This is a genomic window from Halanaeroarchaeum sp. HSR-CO, assembly GCF_024972755.1.
In the GTDB taxonomy this organism is placed as follows: Archaea; Halobacteriota; Halobacteria; order Halobacteriales; family Halobacteriaceae; genus Halanaeroarchaeum.
Map to the genome: position 1 here is coordinate 2,585,288 of NZ_CP087724.1, position 19,977 is coordinate 2,605,264.

Below are 19,977 nucleotides of genomic sequence, written 5' to 3' on the forward strand. Positions count from 1 at the left end.
TTTATTGGGCGGTCGCCCCTTCTGGTAAACTATATGACAGCTACTGGTGTCGGCCTCGATCGGACCGACGCGGAGATCGCCCGCGCGGCAACCACGCGCCCTATCGTGGACGTCGCCGCCGACCTCGGCCTGTCGCCCGACGACCTGGAGCAGTACGGCGACGACACGGCGAAACTCACCCGCGACGCCATCGCGCGCATCCGCGAGGAGCGCGCAGCCGATGGGAACCTCGTCCTCGTGACGGCGATGACCGCCACGCCGAAGGGAGCGGGCAAAACCGTCACCACGGTCGGCCTGAGCCAGGCGTTGAACGCCCGCGGCACCCCGACCGTCGCAGCCATCCGGGAACCCTCCCTCGGGCCCGTCTTCGGTATCAAAGGTGGAGCGGCGGGTGGCGGGCAATCACAGGTCCTCCCGATGGAAGACATCAATCTCCACTTCACGGGGGACATCCACGCCCTGACCGCCGCCCACAACCTCCTCGCCGCGATGCTCGACGCGCACGTCCACCACGGCAACGAACTGGAGGTCGACGTCGACGCGGTGGTCTGGCCCCGTGCACTCGACGTCAACGACCGGGCGCTTCGCGAGACCGTCGTCGGACTGGGCGGGAGCGCGAACGGACCGCCGCGCTCCGATGGCTTCCTGATCACCGCCGCCTCAGAGTTGATGGCCATCCTCGGCATGGCGACCGATCTCGAGGACCTCAAAGCACGGATCGCTCGAATCGTCGTCGCCTACGACGAGGACGGAACGCCAGTGACTGCTGGGGACCTCGACGCGCAGGGGGCGATGACCACGCTGCTGAAGGACGCCCTCCGCCCGAACCTCGTCCAGACCATCGAGGGGACACCCGCGTTCGTCCACGGCGGCCCGTTCGCGAACATCGCCCACGGGACGAACACGATGCTGGCGGACGAGATGGGACGCTCGCTCGCCGAGTACACCGTCACCGAGGCCGGATTCGCCGCCGACCTGGGCTTCGAGAAGTTCGGCGACATCGTCGCCCGCCAGGGCCTCGTCCCCGACGCCGTGGTCGTGGTCGCGACCATCCGGGCGCTCAAGTACCACGGTCTGGACATGTGGCCGGCGGACTACGACCGACTCGCCGAACCGGACCCCGAGGCCGCGCTGGCCGGTCTCGAGAACCTCGAACGCCACCTGGAGACGGTCGACGCCTTCGGCCTCCCCGCGGTCGTCGCGGTCAACCGATTCCCGTCGGACACCGACGAGGAGATTCGAGCGGTCGTCGACGAACTCGAATCGCGCGGGGTTCGGGTGACGGTCTCCGAAGTCCACGCGAAGGGCAGCGAAGGCGGAATGGACCTCGCCGACCACGTCGTCGCCCTCGCCGAGGGCAACTCGGGGACGTTCGAACCGCTCTACCCGCTCGACGCCACGCTCGAGGAGAAGATCGAGACCGTCGCGGAGACGGCTTACGGCGCGGCGGGCGTGACATTCACCGACGACGCGCGTGACGATCTGGACCGACTCGCGGCGGACGGGTTCGACGAGTTCCCGGTGTGCATCTCGAAGACTCAGCACTCGGTCACGGACGACAGTTCCCGGAAGGGCGCACCGACGGACTGGACGGTGACCGTCCGACGGGTGTACCCCTCCGCGGGCGCGGGCTTCGTCGTGGCGCTCACCGGTGACGTGCTCACGATGCCGGGGTTACCGGCCGAACCGGCCGCCGAAGGGATGGACGTCGACGGTGACGGAACGATCACGGGCCTGTTCTGAAGGAGCGGGACGATCTCGCACCGTTAGTCATAATATGCAATTATATTCCATATACAGTAGATTCATATAGGACGACGGTGTGAGTGATTACCACACATGAGCACGATGGCAGACGTCTCCCACACGCACCCGAACACAGATGACGCGAACTCGGTCTGGCAGCGAGGGTCCGGCCCGACAGACGACTGATCAGCTGCGTTCTGCATACGGTATCTCGATGTCGTCACCGTCACGAGCGACGAGCACCCCGCCTGCGAACGCCTCCTGGGCCGCCGCCTTGAGGACGCCGGTGTCACCAGCGTAGCGCGAGGAGATGTGTGTGAGAACGAGGCGGTCGACGCCGGCCCGTTCGGCCACTTCGCCGGCCTCGCGGGCCGTCGAGTGACCCGTCTCCCGAGCGCGCTGGGCGGCCGAGTCGGCGAACGTGGCGTCGTGGATCAGGAGGTCGGCGTCCCTGGCGGCCTCGACCACGCTCTCGACGGGGCGAGTGTCCCCCGTGTAGACCACGGTCCGACCGGGCCGGGGGGGTCCGACGACCTGGTCCGGTTCGACGACGGTCCCGTCCTCGAGTTCGACCGGTGTCCCCTCGTGGAGCGTCGAGAACTTCGGACCGACCGGAACACCCAGTTCCTCCGCTTTCTCGCGGTCGAAGCGCCCCTTCCGGTCGTCCTCGACCAGCGCGTACCCGACCGATCTGGTGCGATGGTCGGTGGCGATCGTCCGAACCACGTACTCCGCTTCGTCGACGATGGTCTCGTTTGCGCCGACCTCCACGACGTCCACGCCGTAGGACGGGTCGGCCCCGATGGCGTACACGAGGTCTCGGATCTCGCGGCCCGTCCCACGCGGCGTGTAGACGGTCACCGGGTCCTCTCGTTCGTTGAAGTCCCAGGTCTGGACCAGCCCCGGTAACCCGAGGACGTGGTCGCCGTGGAGGTGTGTCAGAAATACCCGGTCGACGTCGAAACCGGTCCCGAAGCGCATCATCTGGCGCTGGGTCCCCTCGCCGGCGTCGAAGAGCATCCCGTCGCCCGCTCGTCGGCAGAACACTGCACTCGGGTTGCGGTCGGTCGTCGGTACCGCACCGCTGGTCCCGAGGAACGTCACCTGGAGGCTCATGGCAGGCCCTTCTCGTGTCGCGGATAAACCGCCTTCGGAGTGGCAGTCCCCGCGCCGCTCGCTCGCGAACTGTTGGCGGGCGGCGCGGACCGACCCATTCTTTGCCCCCGAGTGCCGAACTGGCGGTAATGGAACAGCCGCTGTGGATCGACGAGTACGCGCCCACGCTGTCGGAGCTCCCACAGCCCGACGTCCGCGACCGCCTCCAGGACGCCGTCGGCGACCCGGTGAACCTCGTGCTGCACGGCCCAATCGGGAGCGCCAAGACCGCCGCGGTCAGGGCGCTGGCCGAGGCCGCCCACGAGGACCCGGACAACGACCTCATCGAGATCAACGTCGCTGATTTCTTCGGGATGACGAAAAAGGAGGTCGCCGAGGACCCGCGGTTCACGCGGTTCATCTCCTCGAAACGACGGCGGGAATCGTCGAAGGCGGACCTGATCAACCACGTGCTCAAGGAGTCCGCGAGCTATCCGCCCGTCTCCGGCCAGTACAACACCATCCTCCTCGACAACGCCGAGGCGATCCGCGAGGACTTCCAGCAGGCGCTGCGCCGGGTCATGGAGCAGTACCACCAGGCGACCCAGTTCGTCATCACCACCCGACAGCCGACGAAGCTCATCCCGCCCATCCGGTCGCGCTGTTTCCCGGTGTCGGTGCGGTCACCGACGGACGCGGAGACCGTCCAGGTCCTCGAGCGTATCGTCGATGCCGAGGCCGTCGAGTACGACGAGGAGGGGCTGTCATTCGTCGCGAGCTACGGCGACGGCAACCTCCGAAAGGCCATTCTCGGTGCACAGACCACGGCAGAAGCCCACGGAGAGATCACCATGGAGACCGCCTACGAGGCACTCTCCGACGTGGGGCTGGACGACCGCTTCGAAGAGATGCTCGACGCCGCGGAGGCCGGCGAGTTCACGGACGCCCGGTCGGTGCTCGACGACCTGCTGGTCGACGAAGGGCTCTCGGGCGGCGAGGTGCTCGACCAACTCCTGCGAGTCGCCCGCGCTCGCTACGACGGCCGCCGGCTGGCGGAGCTCCATCGACTCGCCGGCGAGGTGGAGTTCGACATGAGCCAGGGGACGAGCGACCGTATCCACGTGGGTCGCCTGCTCGCCGAACTCGGGACCTGATCTCCCGTTCGACCCACTCTCAGCGGAGGACGTGCACGTACCGGTCCAGCGACCGGTGGACGCGACGCTCGAAGACGCGTCGAACGGTCCAGCCCGCATCCTCGGCCGCGACGCGCCAGGAGCGGTCAGCCACCAGGACGCCCCTGGGAGCGACGCGACGGGCTTCTTCGAGAGCGCCCGAGACGAGGTCGCCCAGCCCGTGGGTCGCTATCTTCGACTGGCGACCGTAGGGCGCGTCGAAGACCACGGCGTCGACGGCGCTATCGCAAAGCGGGAGCCGTGTCGCATCGGCCAAGCCGACGTTACAGCGTCCGTCGAGATACGCGTCGAGGTTCCGGCGGGTTCCGCTGGCCATCTTCCCCTGGGCGTCGAACCCGAGCGGCCGTCCACCCACGAGTCCCGCCTCGATGAGGAGCCCGCCGGTCCCACACATCGGGTCGAGGACGACGTCATCCGGTTCGACTCGGGCGAGGTTGACCACGGCACGGGCCAGGAGCGGATCCATACTGCCCGGCTGGAAGAAGGGTCGGTCGGTGGGCAACCGGTCGCCGTACCCGCGGTCGCTTTCGACGATCTGCCAGGCCAGGAGACACTCGTCTCCGGCGCACAGAACGAGGAGGACGTGGTCTGGCGTCTCGAGGTCGACGGCGAACCCGCCTTCGACGAGGGCCTGCCCGACGGTCCGTTCGATAGCCTGGGTGTCCACGGCGGCCGTCCCCCGCACGTCACGAGCACGGACGGCGACGGTACCGTCTCGCTCGGTAGTCGCGGAACGGACGACGGACGCGGCCGCATCCGGTGCGGAAGTGCACCGACCGATCAACTGGCCTGCCCGTCGACCGAACGCCAGCGAGCGGAACCGGCTGGCGTCGAGGGTGTCGGCGACGGCGATACCGGGAGCGACGACCTCGACGTCGCTCGCCGCCACGCCGGCCTCAGCGGCGGCGAACGCGTCGTCCTCCCCGCCGAGTTCCAGGACGTACACGTCCCCGGCTGCGTCCCGGCCGACCGTAAGCGAACCGGTCCCTGCCGGCGGTCGGCGCCCCACGACCCCTGTTAGCAGGGTGAAAAAACACAGCAGGTGTGACCGGGACTACCAACCTTTATAAACCTTAAATACGACACTTAAGTCGTATATGACGGATCCCAAGGAAACCATCAACATCGAGAACGTGGTCGCCTCCACCGGGATCGGCCAGGAGCTCGACCTCCAGTCGGTCGCGATGGACCTCGAAGGCGCCGATTACGACCCCGAACAGTTCCCTGGCCTCGTCTACCGCACACAAGAGCCCAAGTCCGCAGCGCTCATCTTCCGATCCGGCAAGATCGTCTGTACCGGGGCGAAAAGCACCGACGACGTCCACGAGAGTCTCCGCATCGTCTTCGATAAACTTCGCGATCTCAACATCCAGGTCGAGGAGGACCCCGAAATCGTCGTCCAGAACATCGTCACCAGCGCCGACCTCGGCCGACAACTCAACCTGAACGCCATCGCCATCGGTCTCGGCCTCGAGAACATCGAGTACGAACCCGAGCAGTTCCCCGGTCTCGTCTACCGTCTCGACGAACCCGAAGTCGTGGCCCTGCTGTTCGGCAGCGGCAAACTGGTCATCACGGGTGGCAAGCGGCCGAAAGACGCCGAAGAAGCCGTCGACAAGATCGTCTCCCGCCTGGAAGACCTCGGACTCCTCGAATAGGCCAACCGGCGAGCACTCGTCCCCGTCGATTCGTCGATATCGGTGGCGTTATGCGCCATGGCAGTCGTCTTCTCCCTATGGAACGGTACCGCAAGCAGGTCCTAAAGGGGAGTGCCATCACGTTTCTCGGTGCCACCATCGCGGCCGGCATCTCGGTCGCCGTCCCCACACCGCAGGCGACACTGGTTCCACTCACCGGATCGTCACTCGTCCTCATTGGCACGTACTACCTTCTGGGGGAACGCGAGTGGCTCTCGGTAGCGTGGCCCGCCCCGCTGATCGCCGCCGGCGTCGTCGTCCTGAGTCCTGACGTCCTCGCACTCCAGTCTGCGTCGCTCACGCTGGCCATCCTGTCGATCGCCAGCGCCCTGACCTGGCGCGTGCCGGCGTACTTCGCGAAGAAGGGACAGGAACTCGGCGATCGCGACTGAGCGTTACTCCACCAATCGCTCGATCTCGGTGACCAGGATATCGCTCGCACCGACGCGTTTGAGTTCGTTGATGGTCGAGAAGACCTCGCGCTCGTCCACGACGACGTGAACCGCCACCCGATCGTCCCCGTCGATGTCCATCACCGTCGGCCCTCCCATGCCCGGGATGACGTCCTTGATGGCGTCGAGGTCGTCGACCGCGGCGTTCATCATGAGGTAGCGTTTGTCCTCGGCGGAGAGTACCGACTCGAGGGCCATCGACACCTCCGAGACCTTCGAGTCGTCCGCGACGTCCTCGTGGGCGAACAGCCTGACCGAACTCGAGAGGACCTGGTCGACGACCTCGAGGCGGTTGACCGCGAGCGTCGTTCCCGTACTCGTGATGTCGACGATGGCGTCCGCCATCTCGACGTGGGGAGTGAGTTCGGTCGCGCCGGTCACTTCCACGATGTCGACGTCGACCCCCCGGTCGTCGAAGTACTCCCGGGTGACGTTCGGGAACTCCGTCGCGATAGTAGCTCCGGCGAGGTCTTCCACGGATTCGACGTCGTCGTCCTCCGGCGACGCCACGACGAGACGACAGGTGCCGAACTCCAGGTCGAGCAGTTCGACCACGTCGTCGACCTGCGCCTCCCGGAACTGGTCATATCCGGTGATGCCCATGTCGGCGGCCCCATCGCTCACGTACTCCGGGATGTCGGCGGCCCTGGCGAACAGGAACGTGACGTCCGGGTCCACCGTGTACGCGTAGAGCTGTCGATCCATCCCATCGGTGATGTGCAGGCCGGCCCGGTCCAGCAGGTCGAGCGCCGGGTCGTGGAGTCGGCCCTTGTTGGGTACCGCGATTCGCATTGACTGCTCATTCGCTTCGGCGATGGAACTAGCTTTCGCCGATAGCCGCCGGCCTGGGTCGACGGATTCAGGCACCCCCGTTCCGAACAGGGGGACATGACCACCGTCGAGATCAGGGGCGGACGGGTACTCCGGCCCGACCTGAGCGTCGAGCGGGCCGATGTCCTCCTCGACCAAACCGAGGGGACGGTCCGGGCCATCGGCGATGTCGAACCTGGAGACGAGGTCCTCGACGCGACGGGCGGACTCGTCATGCCGGGTCTCGTCAACGCCCACACCCACGCCGCAATGACACTCCTCAGGGGATACGCCGACGACAAGCCACTCGATCGCTGGCTCCAGGAGGACATCTGGCCGGCCGAAGCGGCCCTGGAACCGGCGGACGTCAGGGCCGGGACCGAACTGGCGCTGGCAGAGATGATCCGGTCGGGGACGACCGCCTTCGCGGACATGTATTTCCACATGGACGAGGTCGTCGAGGCCGTCGATCGTGCGGGGCTCAAGGCGCGGATCGCCCACGGCGTCGTCACCGTCGGGAAGGACGACGCGGACGCCCGAGCCGACGTGGAAGAGGGGGTCGCCGTCGCCGAGGAGTTCGACGGCGCCGCCGACGGGCGGGTGCGCACGGCGTTTGCACCCCACTCCCTCACGACCGTCTCGGCGGAGTTGCTGGACGAGTTCGTGCCGAAAGCGCGGGCGACAAACGTCCCCCTGCACTTTCACGCCAACGAGACGCGCGACGAGGTGCGACCGATCGTGGAGGACCGAGACGAGCGACCGCTCGCGTACGCTGACTCGCTCGACATGCTCGGCGAGGACGACTTCATCGCGCACGGCGTCCACCTCGACGAGAGCGAGATTGACCTTCTCGAAGAGCGGAGAACGAGCGTCGTCCACTGCCCTGCCTCCAACATGAAACTCGCCTCCGGTATGGCACCGGTCAAGCGCTTACTGGACGCGGGGGTCGGGGTCGCCCTCGGCACCGACGGAGCGGCCTCGAACAACGACCTCGACGTCTTCGACGAGATGCGCGACGCTGCAATGGTCGGCAAACTCGCCGCTGACGACGCGAGTGCGGTCCCCGCCGAGGCGGTCGTCCGGATGGCGACCGAAGGGGGGTACCGAGCCCTCGGTTTCGAGGGGGGACGCATCGAGGAGGGCGCCGCCGCCGACGTCATCGTCGTCGACTTCGATGCCCCGCGGATGACGCCGGTCCACGACTACGTCTCCCATCTCGCCTACGCGGCGACCGGATCGGACGTCCGCCACACCGTCGTCGACGGGTCCGTCCTCCTGCGGGACCGGGAGCTGACCACGCTCGACCTCGACGCCGTCAGGGACCGGGCGACGTCTCGAGCGGCCACGCTCGCCGACCGGGCGGACTGATCGTCGCTTCGGTAGGGTTTTGACCGGCCTGCCCGACGTGTCGGACATGGACACCGCGCCCCCAATCAGCGACCGCCTCGATGACCTCGAGACGGCCCGGGCAGACGGCCGCACGAAGATCGACTGGGCATTCGAACACATGCCCATCCTCCAGTCGCTCCGGGCGGACTTCGAGGCGAATCAGCCCTTCGACGGCGTTACCATCGGCATGGCCCTCCACGTCGAGGCCAAGACGGCCGCCCTCGTCGAGACGCTCGCGGCGGGCGGCGCCGAGGTCGCCATCACCGGGTGTAACCCGCTCTCGACCCACGACGACGTGAGCGCCGCGCTCGACGCCAACGACACCATCACCTCCTACGCGAAACACGGCGCCGAGGACGAGGAGTACTACGGCGCCATCGAAGCCGTTATCGCCCACGAACCGACCGTCACGGTCGACGACGGCGGCGACCTGGTCTTCCGCATCCACGAGGAACACCCGGACCTCATCGACTCCATCGTCGGCGGCACCGAGGAGACCACGACCGGCGTTCACCGTCTTCGCGCGATGGACGACGACGGGGCCCTGGAGTACCCCGTCATCGCCGTGAACGACACGCCGATGAAACGGCTCTTCGATAACGTCCACGGCACCGGCGAGTCCTCGCTCGCCAGCATCGCCATGACGACGAACCTCGCGTGGGCGGGGAAGACGGTGGTCGTCGCCGGCTACGGTCACTGCGGTCGCGGCGTCGCCAAGAAGGCCGCCGGCCAGAACGCCCACGTCGTCGTCACCGAGGTCGACTCCCGGCGCGCGCTCGAAGCCCACATGGAGGGGTACGAGGTCACGACGATGGCCGAGGCCGCCGAGAAGGGCGACGTCTTCATCACGACGACCGGCAATCGTGACGTCCTCACCCGGGAACACTTCGAGGTCATGCAAGACGGCGCCGTCCTCGCGAACGCGGGCCACTTCGACGTCGAGATCAACCTCGAGGAACTGGCGGACCTCGCCACCGCGCAGCGAGACGCCCGCGACGGCATCCGCGAGTACGAACTCGAGGATGGCCGGCGCATCAACGTCCTGGCGGAGGGTCGCCTGGTCAACCTCGCCACGCCGGTCTCGCTCGGGCACCCGGTCGAGGTCATGGATCAGAGCTTCGCGGTGCAGGCCGTGAGCGTCCGCGAACTGCTGGAAAACGGCGACGACTACGACGCCGGGGTCCACGAGGTCCCGGACAACCTGGACCGAGAGGTCGCGGAGATCAAACTCGCGGCCGAGGGGGTCGAGTTCGACTCGCTCAGCGAGGAGCAGACGGACTATCTGCAGAGCTGGCAGCACGGTACGTAAAGGCGAGCAGGTGGTCGGGGAGGTGGCCGCAGGCCAGCTCCAAATGTGCGAACGGCAAAGCCGCGAGCAGGGTGACGCCGGCAGGAGGCCCGAACACGTTCATTCCCGGAGCGGGTGACCACGCTCCCGCCGAGTTCGCTCCGGGCCGGGTGTTACACCATAGCCGCGGTTGGTTCGATTTCGGTATTTGAACCTTCGCACTACTGATCCATTTTCAATTTCCGGACAAGCATTCGCGCACCGAGGGGCTCGAAGAGCCCGGAAGGTGCGCGATTCACCGCTCGCGTCAGCGAGCGGTAGCGCGGACGGACCACCGCGTCGCGAAGCGACGCGACGGGAGTCCGCGCGCTTTTTCCCCAAGTTTTTGCCGAGTGGGGTGGCGGAGCCACCCCACGCAGCGCAAAAAGTGGTTTTACAGCTGATCGAGTACCGCGTCCTCGTCGTGGGCCAGCCGAAGAGTCCGCGACCGGCCGCGACCCTCCAGTTGCTCGTACTCGGCCTCGATGATGCCGAGTTTGTCGAGTTTGTTGACGAGTTCGGTATACCGCGTGTAGCCCAGGTCCGTTCGCTCGTGGAAGGTGTCGTAGACGTCGCCGGCGCGCTGATCGCCGTGCTCGGCGACGACCTCGACGAGCGTCTGCTCGGTCTCGGAGAGCGACCGGAGGTTCCGCGAGAGGTGGACGTGTTTGGCCTCGTCGAAGGCGTCCTCGACGTCCTGTGGTTCGACGGTGCGACTCGCGCGCATCTCGGCGTTGAGACCGGCACGGCGGAGCAAGTCGATGCCGACGCGCAGATCGCCGGTTTCGGCGGTGAGTTCGGCGACGCGGTCGGTGACCGTCGTCGGCACCGCCCCCTCCTGGAAGCCCGCGTCGATGCGGTCCTGGAGGATGTCGACGATCTCGGTGACGTCGTAGACCGGAAAGTAGGCCTCCTCCGGCCGGAAGACGCTCTGGACGCGGCCGTCGAGGTCGTCGATGACGTCGAGGTCGAGGTCCGAGGAGACCACGATGACGCCGATCTTGGTCCCCGGGTGGGCTTCGTGGGCGCGTAACAACGAGTAGAGCGTGTCGGAGGCCTCGCTCTCGTAGAACAGGTAGTTGACGTCGTCGAGGGCGACAACCAGCACCTCCTCGTCGTCGACCAGCGAATCGGCGATCTGCCCGAAGAGCTTCTTGAAGGAGATGCCCGAAGAGGGGGGTTCGTACTCGAAGAGCGCCTCGAAGATGCGCGAGAACACCGAGTAGCGCGTCGAGTCGACCTGGCAGTTGACGCGGACCGCCCGCACACCTGGCTGGTGGTCGAGTTCGGCGAAGACCTTCTGGATCGCGGTCGTCTTGCCCGTTCCGGGTGGACCCCGGACCATCACGTTGAGCGGGCGCGACCCACGGACCGCGGGCCGGAGCGCGTACTTCAGGGTCTCGAGTTGTGACTCGCGGTGGCGAAATATCTCCGGGACGTAGTCGATCTCGAGGACGTGCTCGTCGCGGAACACCGACTCGTCCCAGGACAACATTCCCCCATCCGGGTCGTCGGCCATCACGTTCACCACGCCGTCGTAGCTACTTAACGCTTCGCTCGGCCAAGAGGATGCCAGCCGAGTCGTACCGCTTGCTGTCGATTGTGGCAGGGTCCCGTCCAGGAGGTTACCGGCCACTCATCATGATAGACAATCTATATTATCAACACTGGAATACTACTTGGCTGGAGGAACATACGATGAAAGCATTCGTCATGGAAGAACTCGGCACCGTCGGGTTCGCCGAGAAACCCGAACCGACGCCCGGACCGACCGACGCGATTCTCCGACCAACCAAGGGGCTTGTCTGCACCTCGGACGTCCACACCGTCCACGGGGCGATCGGCGAACGCGAGAACCTGACCCTGGGCCACGAGGTCGTCGGAACCGTCGAGGATGTCGGCTCACAAGTCGAGGACTTCTCGCCGGGCGACCGGGTCGCCGTCGGCGCGATAACGCCCGACTGGGGTTCGGACGCGGCCCAGGATGGCCACCCATCGCAATCCGGTGCCGCCCTCGGAGGGTGGAAGTTCGCCAACGTCAAAGACGGTGTCTTCGCCGAACTGGTTCACGTCAACGAAGCCGATGCGAACCTCGCGCATATCCCCGACGGCGTCACCGACGAGGAAGCCGCGTACGTCACGGACATGATGAGCACCGGATTCATGGCTGCCGAGAACGCAGACATCCCGATGGGCGGGACGGTCGCCGTCTTCGCCCAGGGGCCCGTCGGATTGATGTCGACCAACGGGGCCGCACTCCAGGGGGCCGGCAAAATATTCGCGGTCGAGACCGTTCCGGAGCGCCAGGAACTGGCCCGTGAGTACGGCGCCGACGAGGTCATCGACTTCGCGGAGGTAGACCCCGTCGAGGCGATCATGGAGCGAACCGACGGCGAGGGTGTCGACGCCGCCATCGAAGCTCTCGGGAACAGCACGAGCTTCGAGCAGTGCGTGGCCGCCACGAAGGCTGGTGGCACCATCTCCAACGCCGGGTATCACGGGGAGGGGGAGTACGTGAACCTCCCCCGAGAGGAGTGGGGCGTCGGTATGGCCGAAAAGACCATCGCAACGGGCCTGTGCCCTGGTGGTCGCCTGCGACTCGGTCGGTTGCTCCGGATGCTCGACGAGGGACGTGTCGACCCGACGAAGATGACGACCCACGAGTTCCCCTTCGACGAGGTGGACGAGGCCTTCCGGCTTATGGAGACCAAAGAGGACGGCGTCATCAAGCCGCTCGTGACCTTCGAGTGACGACGCGGGCGATTCAGAACTTCTCGAGCAGTCGATCGTAGAACTGGCGGTCGTCCTCGCCCGCCAACTTCTCGACGATGAGTTCGGGGGTCGACCGCGCCAGGTGGTCTTTTTTGGGCGAACGGTCGACCTTGAGTTCGCCGTCCTCCAGGCCGATGGCGCGGATACCGTCCACTGTCACGTCGAACTCGCAGGCGTCCCGGACCTCGCCGGCGAGGTGTGAGACGAACACCGCCGTCGAATCCGTCGATTCCAGTTCCTCCAGGATGCCGGCGATGATCCGTGCGGAGGCCCCGGGTTCGGTGATGCTCTCCAGTTCGTCGACGAGGACGAGTTTGGCCGCCGTTCCGTCGGCGATGGCCGCGAAGTCGCGGAGCGTGCTCTCGAAGGCCCCCGCGTCGAGGGTCCCCTGGGTCTTCGCGTGATAGGCCAGTTCCTCGACGGCGGGCACCCGCGCCGATTCGGCCGGAACGGGCAGTCCCATGTGCGCCAGCGCCGTCACGAGGGCGACCAGATCCAGCGTCGAGGTCTTTCCCCCGCTGTTCACGCCCGAGAGGATGGCGACGCCGTCGACCGCGTAATCGACCGGTTCCACGGCCTCGAATTGCTCGTCGAGGAGCGGTGATCGGCCAGCCTCGATGGCGAACCCACGACCGCCCCGCTCTGGCATCGTACAGTCGAAATCAGCGGCGAAGCGTGAGATGGCGTACTCGACGTCCAGTTCGAGTGCCCGCCGTACGATACGCGTCGTCGCCTCGCGGCGGTCGGCCAGGTCGGCGGCGATCTCGCGCTTGCGCTTCGCGGCCCGCCGGTCGCGTTCGGCGACGAGCGACTCCCGAAGGCGCGAGACGACCCCCTCGTCGCGCTCGACTGGATAGGTCGGGTCCTCGGGGAAGGCCCGACGGGCGATCTCCGCCTCGTCCTCCGCGAGGCCGAGGGCGTCCACCAGGGTCGATCGGGCGTCATCCACGGCCGCGTCGTACTCGTCGGCGAGTTCGCGGGAGAGCAGCGAATCGACGCCGGCGCCACGCTCGACCAGCGAGAGGAGGTCCGACCCCTCGATGGTCACGTCTCTAGCCTTGATGGCGTCCTTCAGTCGGTCGTTCGCCACCGACTCGGCGGTCGAGACGGCGACGTCGAGATCGTCCACCGCCGCCGTGAGCCGTGCCAGTTCCTCGTCGCCGACGACGCTGCCATCCTCGTCGAGACGCGAGAGGGCATCGTCGAGTTCGTCCAGGTCGATGGCGGGGTCGAGGTCTGCGGCCCGATGGACGGCGATGGCGGCCCGGATGGTGGTCCGGTTCGTCGCGAAGAAGGCGAGAGTCCGTTCGGGAACGGTCGCCGCCGGGTCGTCTAACGCTCGCGGTTCGACGCGGACGTCTCCCTCGACGTCGACCCCCGCGAACGCCTCGTCGAGGGCGATCACCGTCGAGTAGCCGCGAGCGAGTTCCGCCAGGTCGCGGGCGTCGTCGACGATCTCGACGCTCATCTCGGGGAAGGCCTCGCGGGCGGCGGCGTACGTCTCCCCGTCGGTCGTCGCGAGACAGCGGTCCCGGACGGTCACCGAGCGGGGCTGAGAGAGGGGTTCGACGTCACGCAGGGCCTCCAGGGCGTCGTCTTCGACCGAGAGACCCATTGCTCGCTCCGCGAACGTCCGCGTCTCCTCGATGCGCGATTCGGCGGTACTGGGGTAGAACGTCTCCAGTCGTTTCTCGGCGTAGGTGGTCACGGCCCGGTCCTGGAGCAGTTCGAGGGCGCGGTCGTAGATCTCCCGTGCACGGTCGGTCGCCAGGAATCCGCCGGGGTCGTCGTGGCGGTCGCGGATCGCGCTCCGGACGATCCGGGCGGCGCGCCCCTCGCTGACCCCGGGTGCCCCCGCGAGCGCCGCCACGTCCTCGCGTTCGAGGGCGCCCTCGGGATCGTCGAGGTCCCGCAACGCCGCCGCGGTCTTCGCCCCGACGCCCGGGATGGCTTCCAGGTCCATTACCGGGGTGTCGTCGCCCCGGCGCTAAACGGTTGGGGTGCCCGATCGTGGCAAAGCGAGAACAGGACGGAGACGGTACCCGCTACCACCCGAACCGAGACTCATCCACGGTTGGTCCACCGGAGGACCAACAGCGTCCCTTCGAAGAGCGCGACCATCGTCGCGGCGACGATAAGCGGCGCCATCCCGGTCGGGTCCGGGCTGAAGAGGAAGGACAGCCCCAGGAAGACCCCCCAGAAGATAATGCGGCGCTCTTCCATCCACTCGCGGGTGGTCAGCCCCATCATGATGGCGAGCATGATGAACAGCGGGATCTGGAAGACCAGCGCGAGATAGCCCATCAGGATGAGAAAGAGGTTGAACGTCGCGCCCAGCGCGAAGGCGATGTCGACGACGGTCTCGGAGTAGTAGAGGAAGTAGTTCATCACCGCCGGCAGGACGATGAAGTACGCGAAGGACACCCCGACCAGCGCGAGGACGAGACTGGTCGGCACCGCGGCCAGGTAGTAGCGCCGCTCGTGGGGGTACAGACCGGGTCGCATGAATGCGTAGGTCTCGTAGACGAACGCCGGGAGGGCGATGACGAGACCCGCGAGGCTGGCGGTCTTGAGCTGCGTGAGGACGAGTTCGAGCGGGTGGTAGACGTGCGGCTGGGAGACATCGGCGGGCAAAATCGAGTACCAGAGGAACGTGACGACGTCCTCGGCGAAGGGGAACGCCGCCAGGCTCACGGCCCCAGCGATAGCGATGACGATGCCGAGCCGTTTGATCATCTCCTCGATGTGGACCGCGAGCGGTTGCTCTTCGTCCGACTGGGGCCCCGAGGCGGCCTTGCGCTCGAAGGCCGTCGAGTCGGGATCCGAGACCGTCGCTACGTCTTCGTCGGCCAGGTCAACCTCGGTGGTTCGCTCCGTCGAATCACCGTCGAAGTCGACCCGGTCTTCGTACTCGTCGTAGCCCTCACGGATGTCGACGTCCGAGGGGATCTCGAACCCGGCCGTATCCTCGGCTCCGTCGCCGGTGTCGTCATCTTCCTCGTCCGTGTTCCGGCCGACGTCCCAATCAGGGACGCCGTCATCGATTGGCTCGGGAGCGTCGTCCGCCTCGTCTTCACCGTCCTCGGCGTCGCTTTCACCGTCTTCACCGTCCTCGGCGTCGCTTTCACCGTCTTCACCGTCCTCGGCGTCGCTTTCACCGTCTTCACCGTCCTCGGCGTCGCTTTCACCGTCTTCGCTGCCTTCGTCTTCGTCGACGGACTCCTCCGACGTGGACTGTTGATCCGCGTCGGCGTTCTCGTCGCCTGCCTCGTCAGATTCATCGACGTCGGGGTCTCCATCTCCCGCCGTCGTCGCCGCATCGGGGTCACCGTCTGCGGCGTCCGTCCATTCGAAATCGTCGTCGGGACCGGGGTCGGAATCCGCGGACGGCGCTGACTCCTCGTCCGCCTCCCGCTCTCCGGAACGGCCCGCGTCGGCGTCGCCGCTCTCGTCGGCGTCCTCCCGGGGCGGTACGTCGTCCGGTCCCATGGCTACGGAGAGTTCTCTGCCCGGGCGTTATAGGCCTTTTTTATCGGAGCCCGGACCAGTATACGAGAAGATTGATAACCGCGAACGGGATACCCTCGGGCACATGAGCGGTGGCGTCTCGAACTACGTCGACGAGGACACGGCCCGGAGCATCGAGACCGGGCGCCAGACCCTCGGCGTCGCCCTCCGGACCGCCCAGGAGCGCCTCCAGAAGGTCTTCATCGCCTTCGTCGTGGGCCTGCTTTTGGCTATCATGGCGATGCGGTCGTACGTCTGGCCGCAGTTCAAGGAGGACCTCCTCGCGAGGGGGGCCAGCGTCATCGCCCAGACGCCATTCGACGTCATCCTCCTCCAGGTGAAGATCGGACTCGTCGTCGGGGTGGTCTTCGCCATCCCGGTGCTCGCCTACTACGGGAAAGAGCCGCTCGTCGAACGCGACATCATCCCGGACGTCTCTGTCGCCAGATGGCAACTGGTCGTCGTGGGGCTGGTCGCACTCTCGCTGGCCGTCGGTGGATCGATCTACGCCTACTTCCTCTTCTTCCCGCTGATGTTCCAGTTCCTGGCGGGGAACGCCATCGGCGCTGGACTGGCCCCGATGTACTCCATCGTCGACTGGACCGAGTTCATCCTGGTCCTGGCCTTTTCCTTCGCGCTGGCGGCCCAGTTGCCCCTCGCGATGTCGGCGTTCTCGGTGACCGGCATCATCCCCTACGAGACCTTCCGCGACAAGTGGAAGTACGCCGTCGTCATGATCTTCGGGTTCGGCGCCCTGTTCTCCCCGCCCGACCCGTTCACCCAGTTGATGTGGGCCTTCCCGCTGCTCGCCCTCTACGGGTTCAGCCTCTATCTGGCCCGGGTCGTCACCATCGCGAACCGGGGACGCTCGCAGATCGACGTGAGCGAGGCCATCCTCGACCGGTGGAACCACCTCGCCGGCGTCGCGGTCCTCGGCGGTGGGCTGACCTACGTCTTCTTCTCCTCGGGCGGCGAGCGCCTCGTGAACCAGACCGTCATTCCGGCGTTACCGGCCTGGGGCCGACCCGGACAGATGGCCGCCATCGAGGCCGTCGTGGGGCTCCCACGCCCGGTCGCCATCGCCGTCGCGGCCGTGCTGATCGGGGTGGTCCTGACGCTGCTCGCGATCATGGTCGTCGTCTATCAGGCGATCGTCCGCAGCGGGGCGGGCACACCGCCCGAACCGGCCCCGCTCTCCGAACGGTTCGACATCGCAGAACTGTCCACCCGGGGCGTCAAGGCCGCCCCGCCGGAAGTGTTCGAGGACCTCACCGAAGCGGAGGCGCTCGAATACGCCCGGGCGGCCATGGACGAGGACGAACCGCACAAGGCCCAGGCCATCCTGGACCGCTTTGACAACCCCCAGCAGACCTACGAGGCGAATCCCGAACCGGCCGGCGGTGAGAGCGACCCCATCGCCAGCACGACTGCCGGCATGGTCAATGCCTTCACCGAAGACGAGACCACCGAGGACGACATCGGCGGCTACTGGTACGACATCAAGTTCATCCTCGACAGCCTCCGCTCGCGAGCGTTCCGCCTCGCGACCGTCTTCATGCTCACCATGGCCGGCATCTTCACCTTCCTCTACCAGGGTGGTATCGGGATGATCCGGGCGGACTTCCTCTCCCGCATCCCTGCCGAGGTCCGACCGTCGCCGGCAGAACTGCAGTGGCCGATCACCCTGCACCCGGTCGAGGCGCTGGTCTTCGAGGTCAAGATCGCGACGGTCATGGCGGCCATCGTGACCGTCCCCTTCGCGTTCTACTACGCGTATCCGGCCCTCGAGGAACGCGGCATCATCGGTGGCGACCGACGCTACATCACCCTGTGGGGCGTCTCCATCGGTATCGGACTGGTCGTTGGTAGCATCCTCGGCTACCAGTTCGTCGCCCCGTCGATCATCTCGTATCTCGTCCAGGACGCCCTCCAGGCGGGCATGGTCATCTCCTACCGGGTGAACAACTTCTTCTGGATGGTGTTCCTGACGACGGCCTACATCGGCCTGCTCGCCGACGTCCCGGTGTCCATGCTGCTCTTCCACCGGGGCGGGCTCGTCCCCTATCGGGTCATGCGAGAACACTGGCGCGTGGCGGTCCTCTCCACCTTCGTCATCGGGACCGTCCTGACACCCGGCAGCCTCTACACGATGCTCATCGTCGCGTTGCCCCTCTCGTTCGCCTATATGGTGGGTCTCGGCATCCTCTGGGTCGTCACGCTGGGTGGGCGGCGAGGTGGCGGGCGTAGCGTCAAGCAACCCGCCTGACAACAGGTCCAGGGTCACGACCACTTCTCCCTCCCCCCCCCCCTCGAACGGGGGGAATTACTTACCACTCGCCTGCATGTGGTGGCACATGTCAGAATTCGGCGCACTCTCACTCGTACCGCCGCTTTTGGCCATCGTCCTGGCCGTCGTGACCCGTAAAGCCGTCCTGTCGCTGTTTCTCGGCGTCTGGGCGGGTGGCGTCATCGCGACCGGCAGTCTCGGACTCGGGCAGACGTTCACCTGGATCGCCGCCGCCATCGGCGACAGCACCTTTCACGCCCAAGTGATGATCTTCATCCTGCTCCTGGGGTCGGCGGTCGCCATGGTCTGGCGACTCGGTGGCTCCTATGCGATCCGCAACTGGTCGATGGAGCATCTGGACACCCAGCGAAAGGCCGGCCTCGCGGCCTGGGTCCTCGGCATCGTTATGTTCTTCGACGACTACGCGAACACCGCCATCGTCGGGAGCAGCGTGAAGGACCTCTCCGACCACCTGCGCATCTCGCGCGAGAAACTCTCCTACATCGTCGATTCGACCGCCGCCCCAGTATCGACGCTGGGCATCTCCTCGTGGGTTGCCTTCCAGTTATCGATGATCGAGAGCGGCTACGAGGCTACCGACCTCGCGGCGGCCGAGGTCCCGAACGCCTTCGAGATCTTCCTCCAGTCCATCCCATACAACATGTACGCCATCCTCGCCATCGCGATGGTCGGTATCGTCGTCCTCACCCGGCGGGACTTCGGCGAGATGCTCACGGCCGAACACCGCGCCTCGACGACCGGGAGGGTGAGCCGGGAGGACGCCCGACCGATGCAGGACGTGCAGGCGGAACTCGGCGAACCAGCGGTCGAAAATCCGCGACTTCGCTCCTTTTTCCTCCCAATCGGCGTCCTCGTGGTCGTCACCATCGGGTCGGCGCTGTACACCGGGTACGCGCCCGGCACGTCGGTGCGCGAGATGATCACCGGCGGCGACTATGCCATGGCCCTCATCTTCGGATCCTTCGCCATGGTCCTCTCCACGTACGTACTGGGCTATCTCGACGGCGTCCTGTCAGTGAGCGACAGCGTGGACGCGACCATCGACGGGTTCGGGCTGATGTTGACCGCGGTGACGATCCTCGTCCTCGCGTGGTCAATCGGGAACGTCGCCAACGACCTCGGGACCGGCGAGTACGTCGCCGGTATCGCGACCCAGACGCTCTCACCGGCCGTTCTCCCGGTCGTCGTCCTCCTCGTGACCGGATTCGTCGCGTTCTCGATGGGGACCGCCTGGGGCGCCATGAGCATCATGACGCCCATCGCCGTCCCGGTCGCCTGGGAGCTCACCGCCACCCACACCATGGTCGCCGTGGTCGTGGCGATGGTCTTCTCGGGCTCGATCTTCGGTGACCACACTTCACCGATCTCCGATACGACCGTCCTCTCGGCGACGTTCACCGGCGCGGACCTGGTGGACCACGTCCGTACCCAGCTGTACTACGCGGTCACCGTCGTCCTGATCGCGATCGGACTGATGCTGGTCTGGGGCTTTACCGGCATCTCGCCGTGGCTCCTCCTCGTCGTCGGCGTCCTCGTGCTGGTCGCCCTGGTCTACGGGCTCTCCGCCCTCGACGCCAGCCGGCGTGACATCGACCCGGTCCAGCGACCCGAGGGCGTAGGCTCCGCAAGCGAAGACTGACCAGCCCGCTCGCCCCGATACGCGTTCCACCCCTCCCGCGAA

General features: G+C 66.6%; 15 protein-coding genes. 9 read left to right on the forward strand and 6 right to left on the reverse strand.

Annotated elements, in window-relative coordinates; translation table 11 throughout:
- Positions 1–33: 33 nt before the first annotated feature.
- Positions 34–1,743 carry a formate--tetrahydrofolate ligase gene (locus HSRCO_RS13510; RefSeq protein ID WP_259518164.1) on the forward strand — a complete coding sequence of 570 codons (1,710 nt, stop codon included), beginning with the start codon at positions 34–36 and terminating at the stop codon, positions 1,741–1,743.
- 189 nt (positions 1,744–1,932) lie between these two features.
- Here HSRCO_RS13510 and rnz read toward each other — a convergent pair whose 3' ends face one another.
- Positions 1,933–2,862, reverse strand: coding sequence for a ribonuclease Z (rnz, locus tag HSRCO_RS13515; RefSeq protein ID WP_259518165.1), 930 nt, complete (start codon positions 2,860–2,862; stop codon positions 1,933–1,935).
- A 128-nt stretch (positions 2,863–2,990) separates the two neighbouring features.
- On the opposite strand from rnz, the gene HSRCO_RS13520 reads away from it, so the two are divergent.
- On the forward strand, positions 2,991–3,995 hold the full coding sequence (locus tag HSRCO_RS13520; protein WP_259518166.1) for an AAA family ATPase: 1,005 nt from the start codon (positions 2,991–2,993) through the stop codon (positions 3,993–3,995).
- A gap of 19 nt (positions 3,996–4,014) precedes the next feature.
- Here the strand turns inward: HSRCO_RS13520 and HSRCO_RS13525 are convergent, their stop codons facing one another.
- Positions 4,015–4,980 carry a THUMP domain-containing protein gene (locus tag HSRCO_RS13525; protein ID WP_259518167.1) on the reverse strand — a complete coding sequence of 322 codons (966 nt, stop codon included), beginning with the start codon at positions 4,978–4,980 and terminating at the stop codon, positions 4,015–4,017.
- 151 nt (positions 4,981–5,131) lie between these two features.
- On the opposite strand from HSRCO_RS13525, the gene HSRCO_RS13530 reads away from it, so the two are divergent.
- A complete protein-coding gene (locus HSRCO_RS13530) occupies positions 5,132–5,692 on the forward strand; it encodes a TATA-box-binding protein (RefSeq protein ID WP_259518168.1) in 561 nt (186 codons plus the stop codon).
- Between the two features lie 77 nt (positions 5,693–5,769).
- Positions 5,770–6,123: a hypothetical protein gene (locus HSRCO_RS13535; RefSeq protein ID WP_259518169.1), complete on the forward strand. Its 354-nt coding sequence runs from the start codon at positions 5,770–5,772 to the stop codon at positions 6,121–6,123.
- Between the two features lie 3 nt (positions 6,124–6,126).
- Here the strand turns inward: HSRCO_RS13535 and hisG are convergent, their stop codons facing one another.
- A complete protein-coding gene (gene hisG, locus HSRCO_RS13540; protein WP_259518170.1) occupies positions 6,127–6,975 on the reverse strand; it encodes an ATP phosphoribosyltransferase in 849 nt (282 codons plus the stop codon).
- Between the two features lie 96 nt (positions 6,976–7,071).
- Between hisG and HSRCO_RS13545 the strand changes: the two genes are divergently transcribed.
- Together HSRCO_RS13545 and HSRCO_RS13550 are read left to right on the forward strand one after the other, a co-directional pair.
- A complete protein-coding gene (locus HSRCO_RS13545; RefSeq protein ID WP_259518171.1) occupies positions 7,072–8,361 on the forward strand; it encodes an amidohydrolase in 1,290 nt (429 codons plus the stop codon).
- A 46-nt stretch (positions 8,362–8,407) separates the two neighbouring features.
- Positions 8,408–9,691, forward strand: a complete 1,284-nt coding sequence (locus HSRCO_RS13550) for an adenosylhomocysteinase (protein ID WP_259518172.1) — start codon at positions 8,408–8,410, stop codon at positions 9,689–9,691.
- Between the two features lie 412 nt (positions 9,692–10,103).
- Here HSRCO_RS13550 and HSRCO_RS13555 read toward each other — a convergent pair whose 3' ends face one another.
- Entirely contained in the window at positions 10,104–11,228 is a 1,125-nt protein-coding gene (locus tag HSRCO_RS13555; protein ID WP_259518173.1) for an ORC1-type DNA replication protein, read from the reverse strand.
- A 179-nt stretch (positions 11,229–11,407) separates the two neighbouring features.
- On the opposite strand from HSRCO_RS13555, the gene HSRCO_RS13560 reads away from it, so the two are divergent.
- Positions 11,408–12,460, forward strand: coding sequence for an NAD(P)-dependent alcohol dehydrogenase (locus HSRCO_RS13560; protein ID WP_259518174.1), 1,053 nt, complete (start codon positions 11,408–11,410; stop codon positions 12,458–12,460).
- Between the two features lie 13 nt (positions 12,461–12,473).
- Here HSRCO_RS13560 and HSRCO_RS13565 read toward each other — a convergent pair whose 3' ends face one another.
- Together HSRCO_RS13565 and HSRCO_RS13570 are read right to left on the reverse strand one after the other, a co-directional pair.
- Positions 12,474–14,444, reverse strand: coding sequence for a MutS-related protein (locus HSRCO_RS13565; protein ID WP_259518175.1), 1,971 nt, complete (start codon positions 14,442–14,444; stop codon positions 12,474–12,476).
- A gap of 101 nt (positions 14,445–14,545) precedes the next feature.
- A complete protein-coding gene (locus HSRCO_RS13570) occupies positions 14,546–15,970 on the reverse strand; it encodes a twin-arginine translocase subunit TatC (protein ID WP_259518176.1) in 1,425 nt (474 codons plus the stop codon).
- A 103-nt stretch (positions 15,971–16,073) separates the two neighbouring features.
- Between HSRCO_RS13570 and HSRCO_RS13575 the strand changes: the two genes are divergently transcribed.
- Positions 16,074–18,254, forward strand: a complete 2,181-nt coding sequence (locus HSRCO_RS13575) for a twin-arginine translocase subunit TatC (protein WP_259518177.1) — start codon at positions 16,074–16,076, stop codon at positions 18,252–18,254.
- 88 nt (positions 18,255–18,342) lie between these two features.
- The gene (locus tag HSRCO_RS13580; RefSeq protein WP_259518178.1) at positions 18,343–19,935 is read left to right on the forward strand and encodes a Na+/H+ antiporter NhaC family protein; all 1,593 of its coding nucleotides are present in this window, start codon (positions 18,343–18,345) and stop codon (positions 19,933–19,935) included.
- Positions 19,936–19,977: the final 42 nt, after the last annotated feature.

Bases quoted from the DNA above. Each gene is read 5' to 3' on its own strand.
- HSRCO_RS13510 (WP_259518164.1), top strand. From the start codon at position 34: ATGACAGCTACTGGTGTCGGCCTCGATCGGACCGACGCGGAGATCGCC.
- rnz (WP_259518165.1), bottom strand. From the start codon at position 2,862: ATGAGCCTCCAGGTGACGTTCCTCGGGACCAGCGGTGCGGTACCGACG.
- HSRCO_RS13520 (WP_259518166.1), top strand. From the start codon at position 2,991: ATGGAACAGCCGCTGTGGATCGACGAGTACGCGCCCACGCTGTCGGAG.
- HSRCO_RS13530 (WP_259518168.1), top strand. From the start codon at position 5,132: ATGACGGATCCCAAGGAAACCATCAACATCGAGAACGTGGTCGCCTCC.
- HSRCO_RS13535 (WP_259518169.1), top strand. From the start codon at position 5,770: ATGGAACGGTACCGCAAGCAGGTCCTAAAGGGGAGTGCCATCACGTTT.
- hisG (WP_259518170.1), bottom strand. From the start codon at position 6,975: ATGCGAATCGCGGTACCCAACAAGGGCCGACTCCACGACCCGGCGCTC.
- HSRCO_RS13545 (WP_259518171.1), top strand. From the start codon at position 7,072: ATGACCACCGTCGAGATCAGGGGCGGACGGGTACTCCGGCCCGACCTG.
- HSRCO_RS13550 (WP_259518172.1), top strand. From the start codon at position 8,408: ATGGACACCGCGCCCCCAATCAGCGACCGCCTCGATGACCTCGAGACG.
- HSRCO_RS13555 (WP_259518173.1), bottom strand. From the start codon at position 11,228: ATGGCCGACGACCCGGATGGGGGAATGTTGTCCTGGGACGAGTCGGTG.
- HSRCO_RS13560 (WP_259518174.1), top strand. From the start codon at position 11,408: ATGAAAGCATTCGTCATGGAAGAACTCGGCACCGTCGGGTTCGCCGAG.
- HSRCO_RS13565 (WP_259518175.1), bottom strand. From the start codon at position 14,444: ATGGACCTGGAAGCCATCCCGGGCGTCGGGGCGAAGACCGCGGCGGCG.
- HSRCO_RS13570 (WP_259518176.1), bottom strand. From the start codon at position 15,970: ATGGGACCGGACGACGTACCGCCCCGGGAGGACGCCGACGAGAGCGGC.
- HSRCO_RS13575 (WP_259518177.1), top strand. From the start codon at position 16,074: ATGAGCGGTGGCGTCTCGAACTACGTCGACGAGGACACGGCCCGGAGC.
- HSRCO_RS13580 (WP_259518178.1), top strand. From the start codon at position 18,343: ATGTCAGAATTCGGCGCACTCTCACTCGTACCGCCGCTTTTGGCCATC.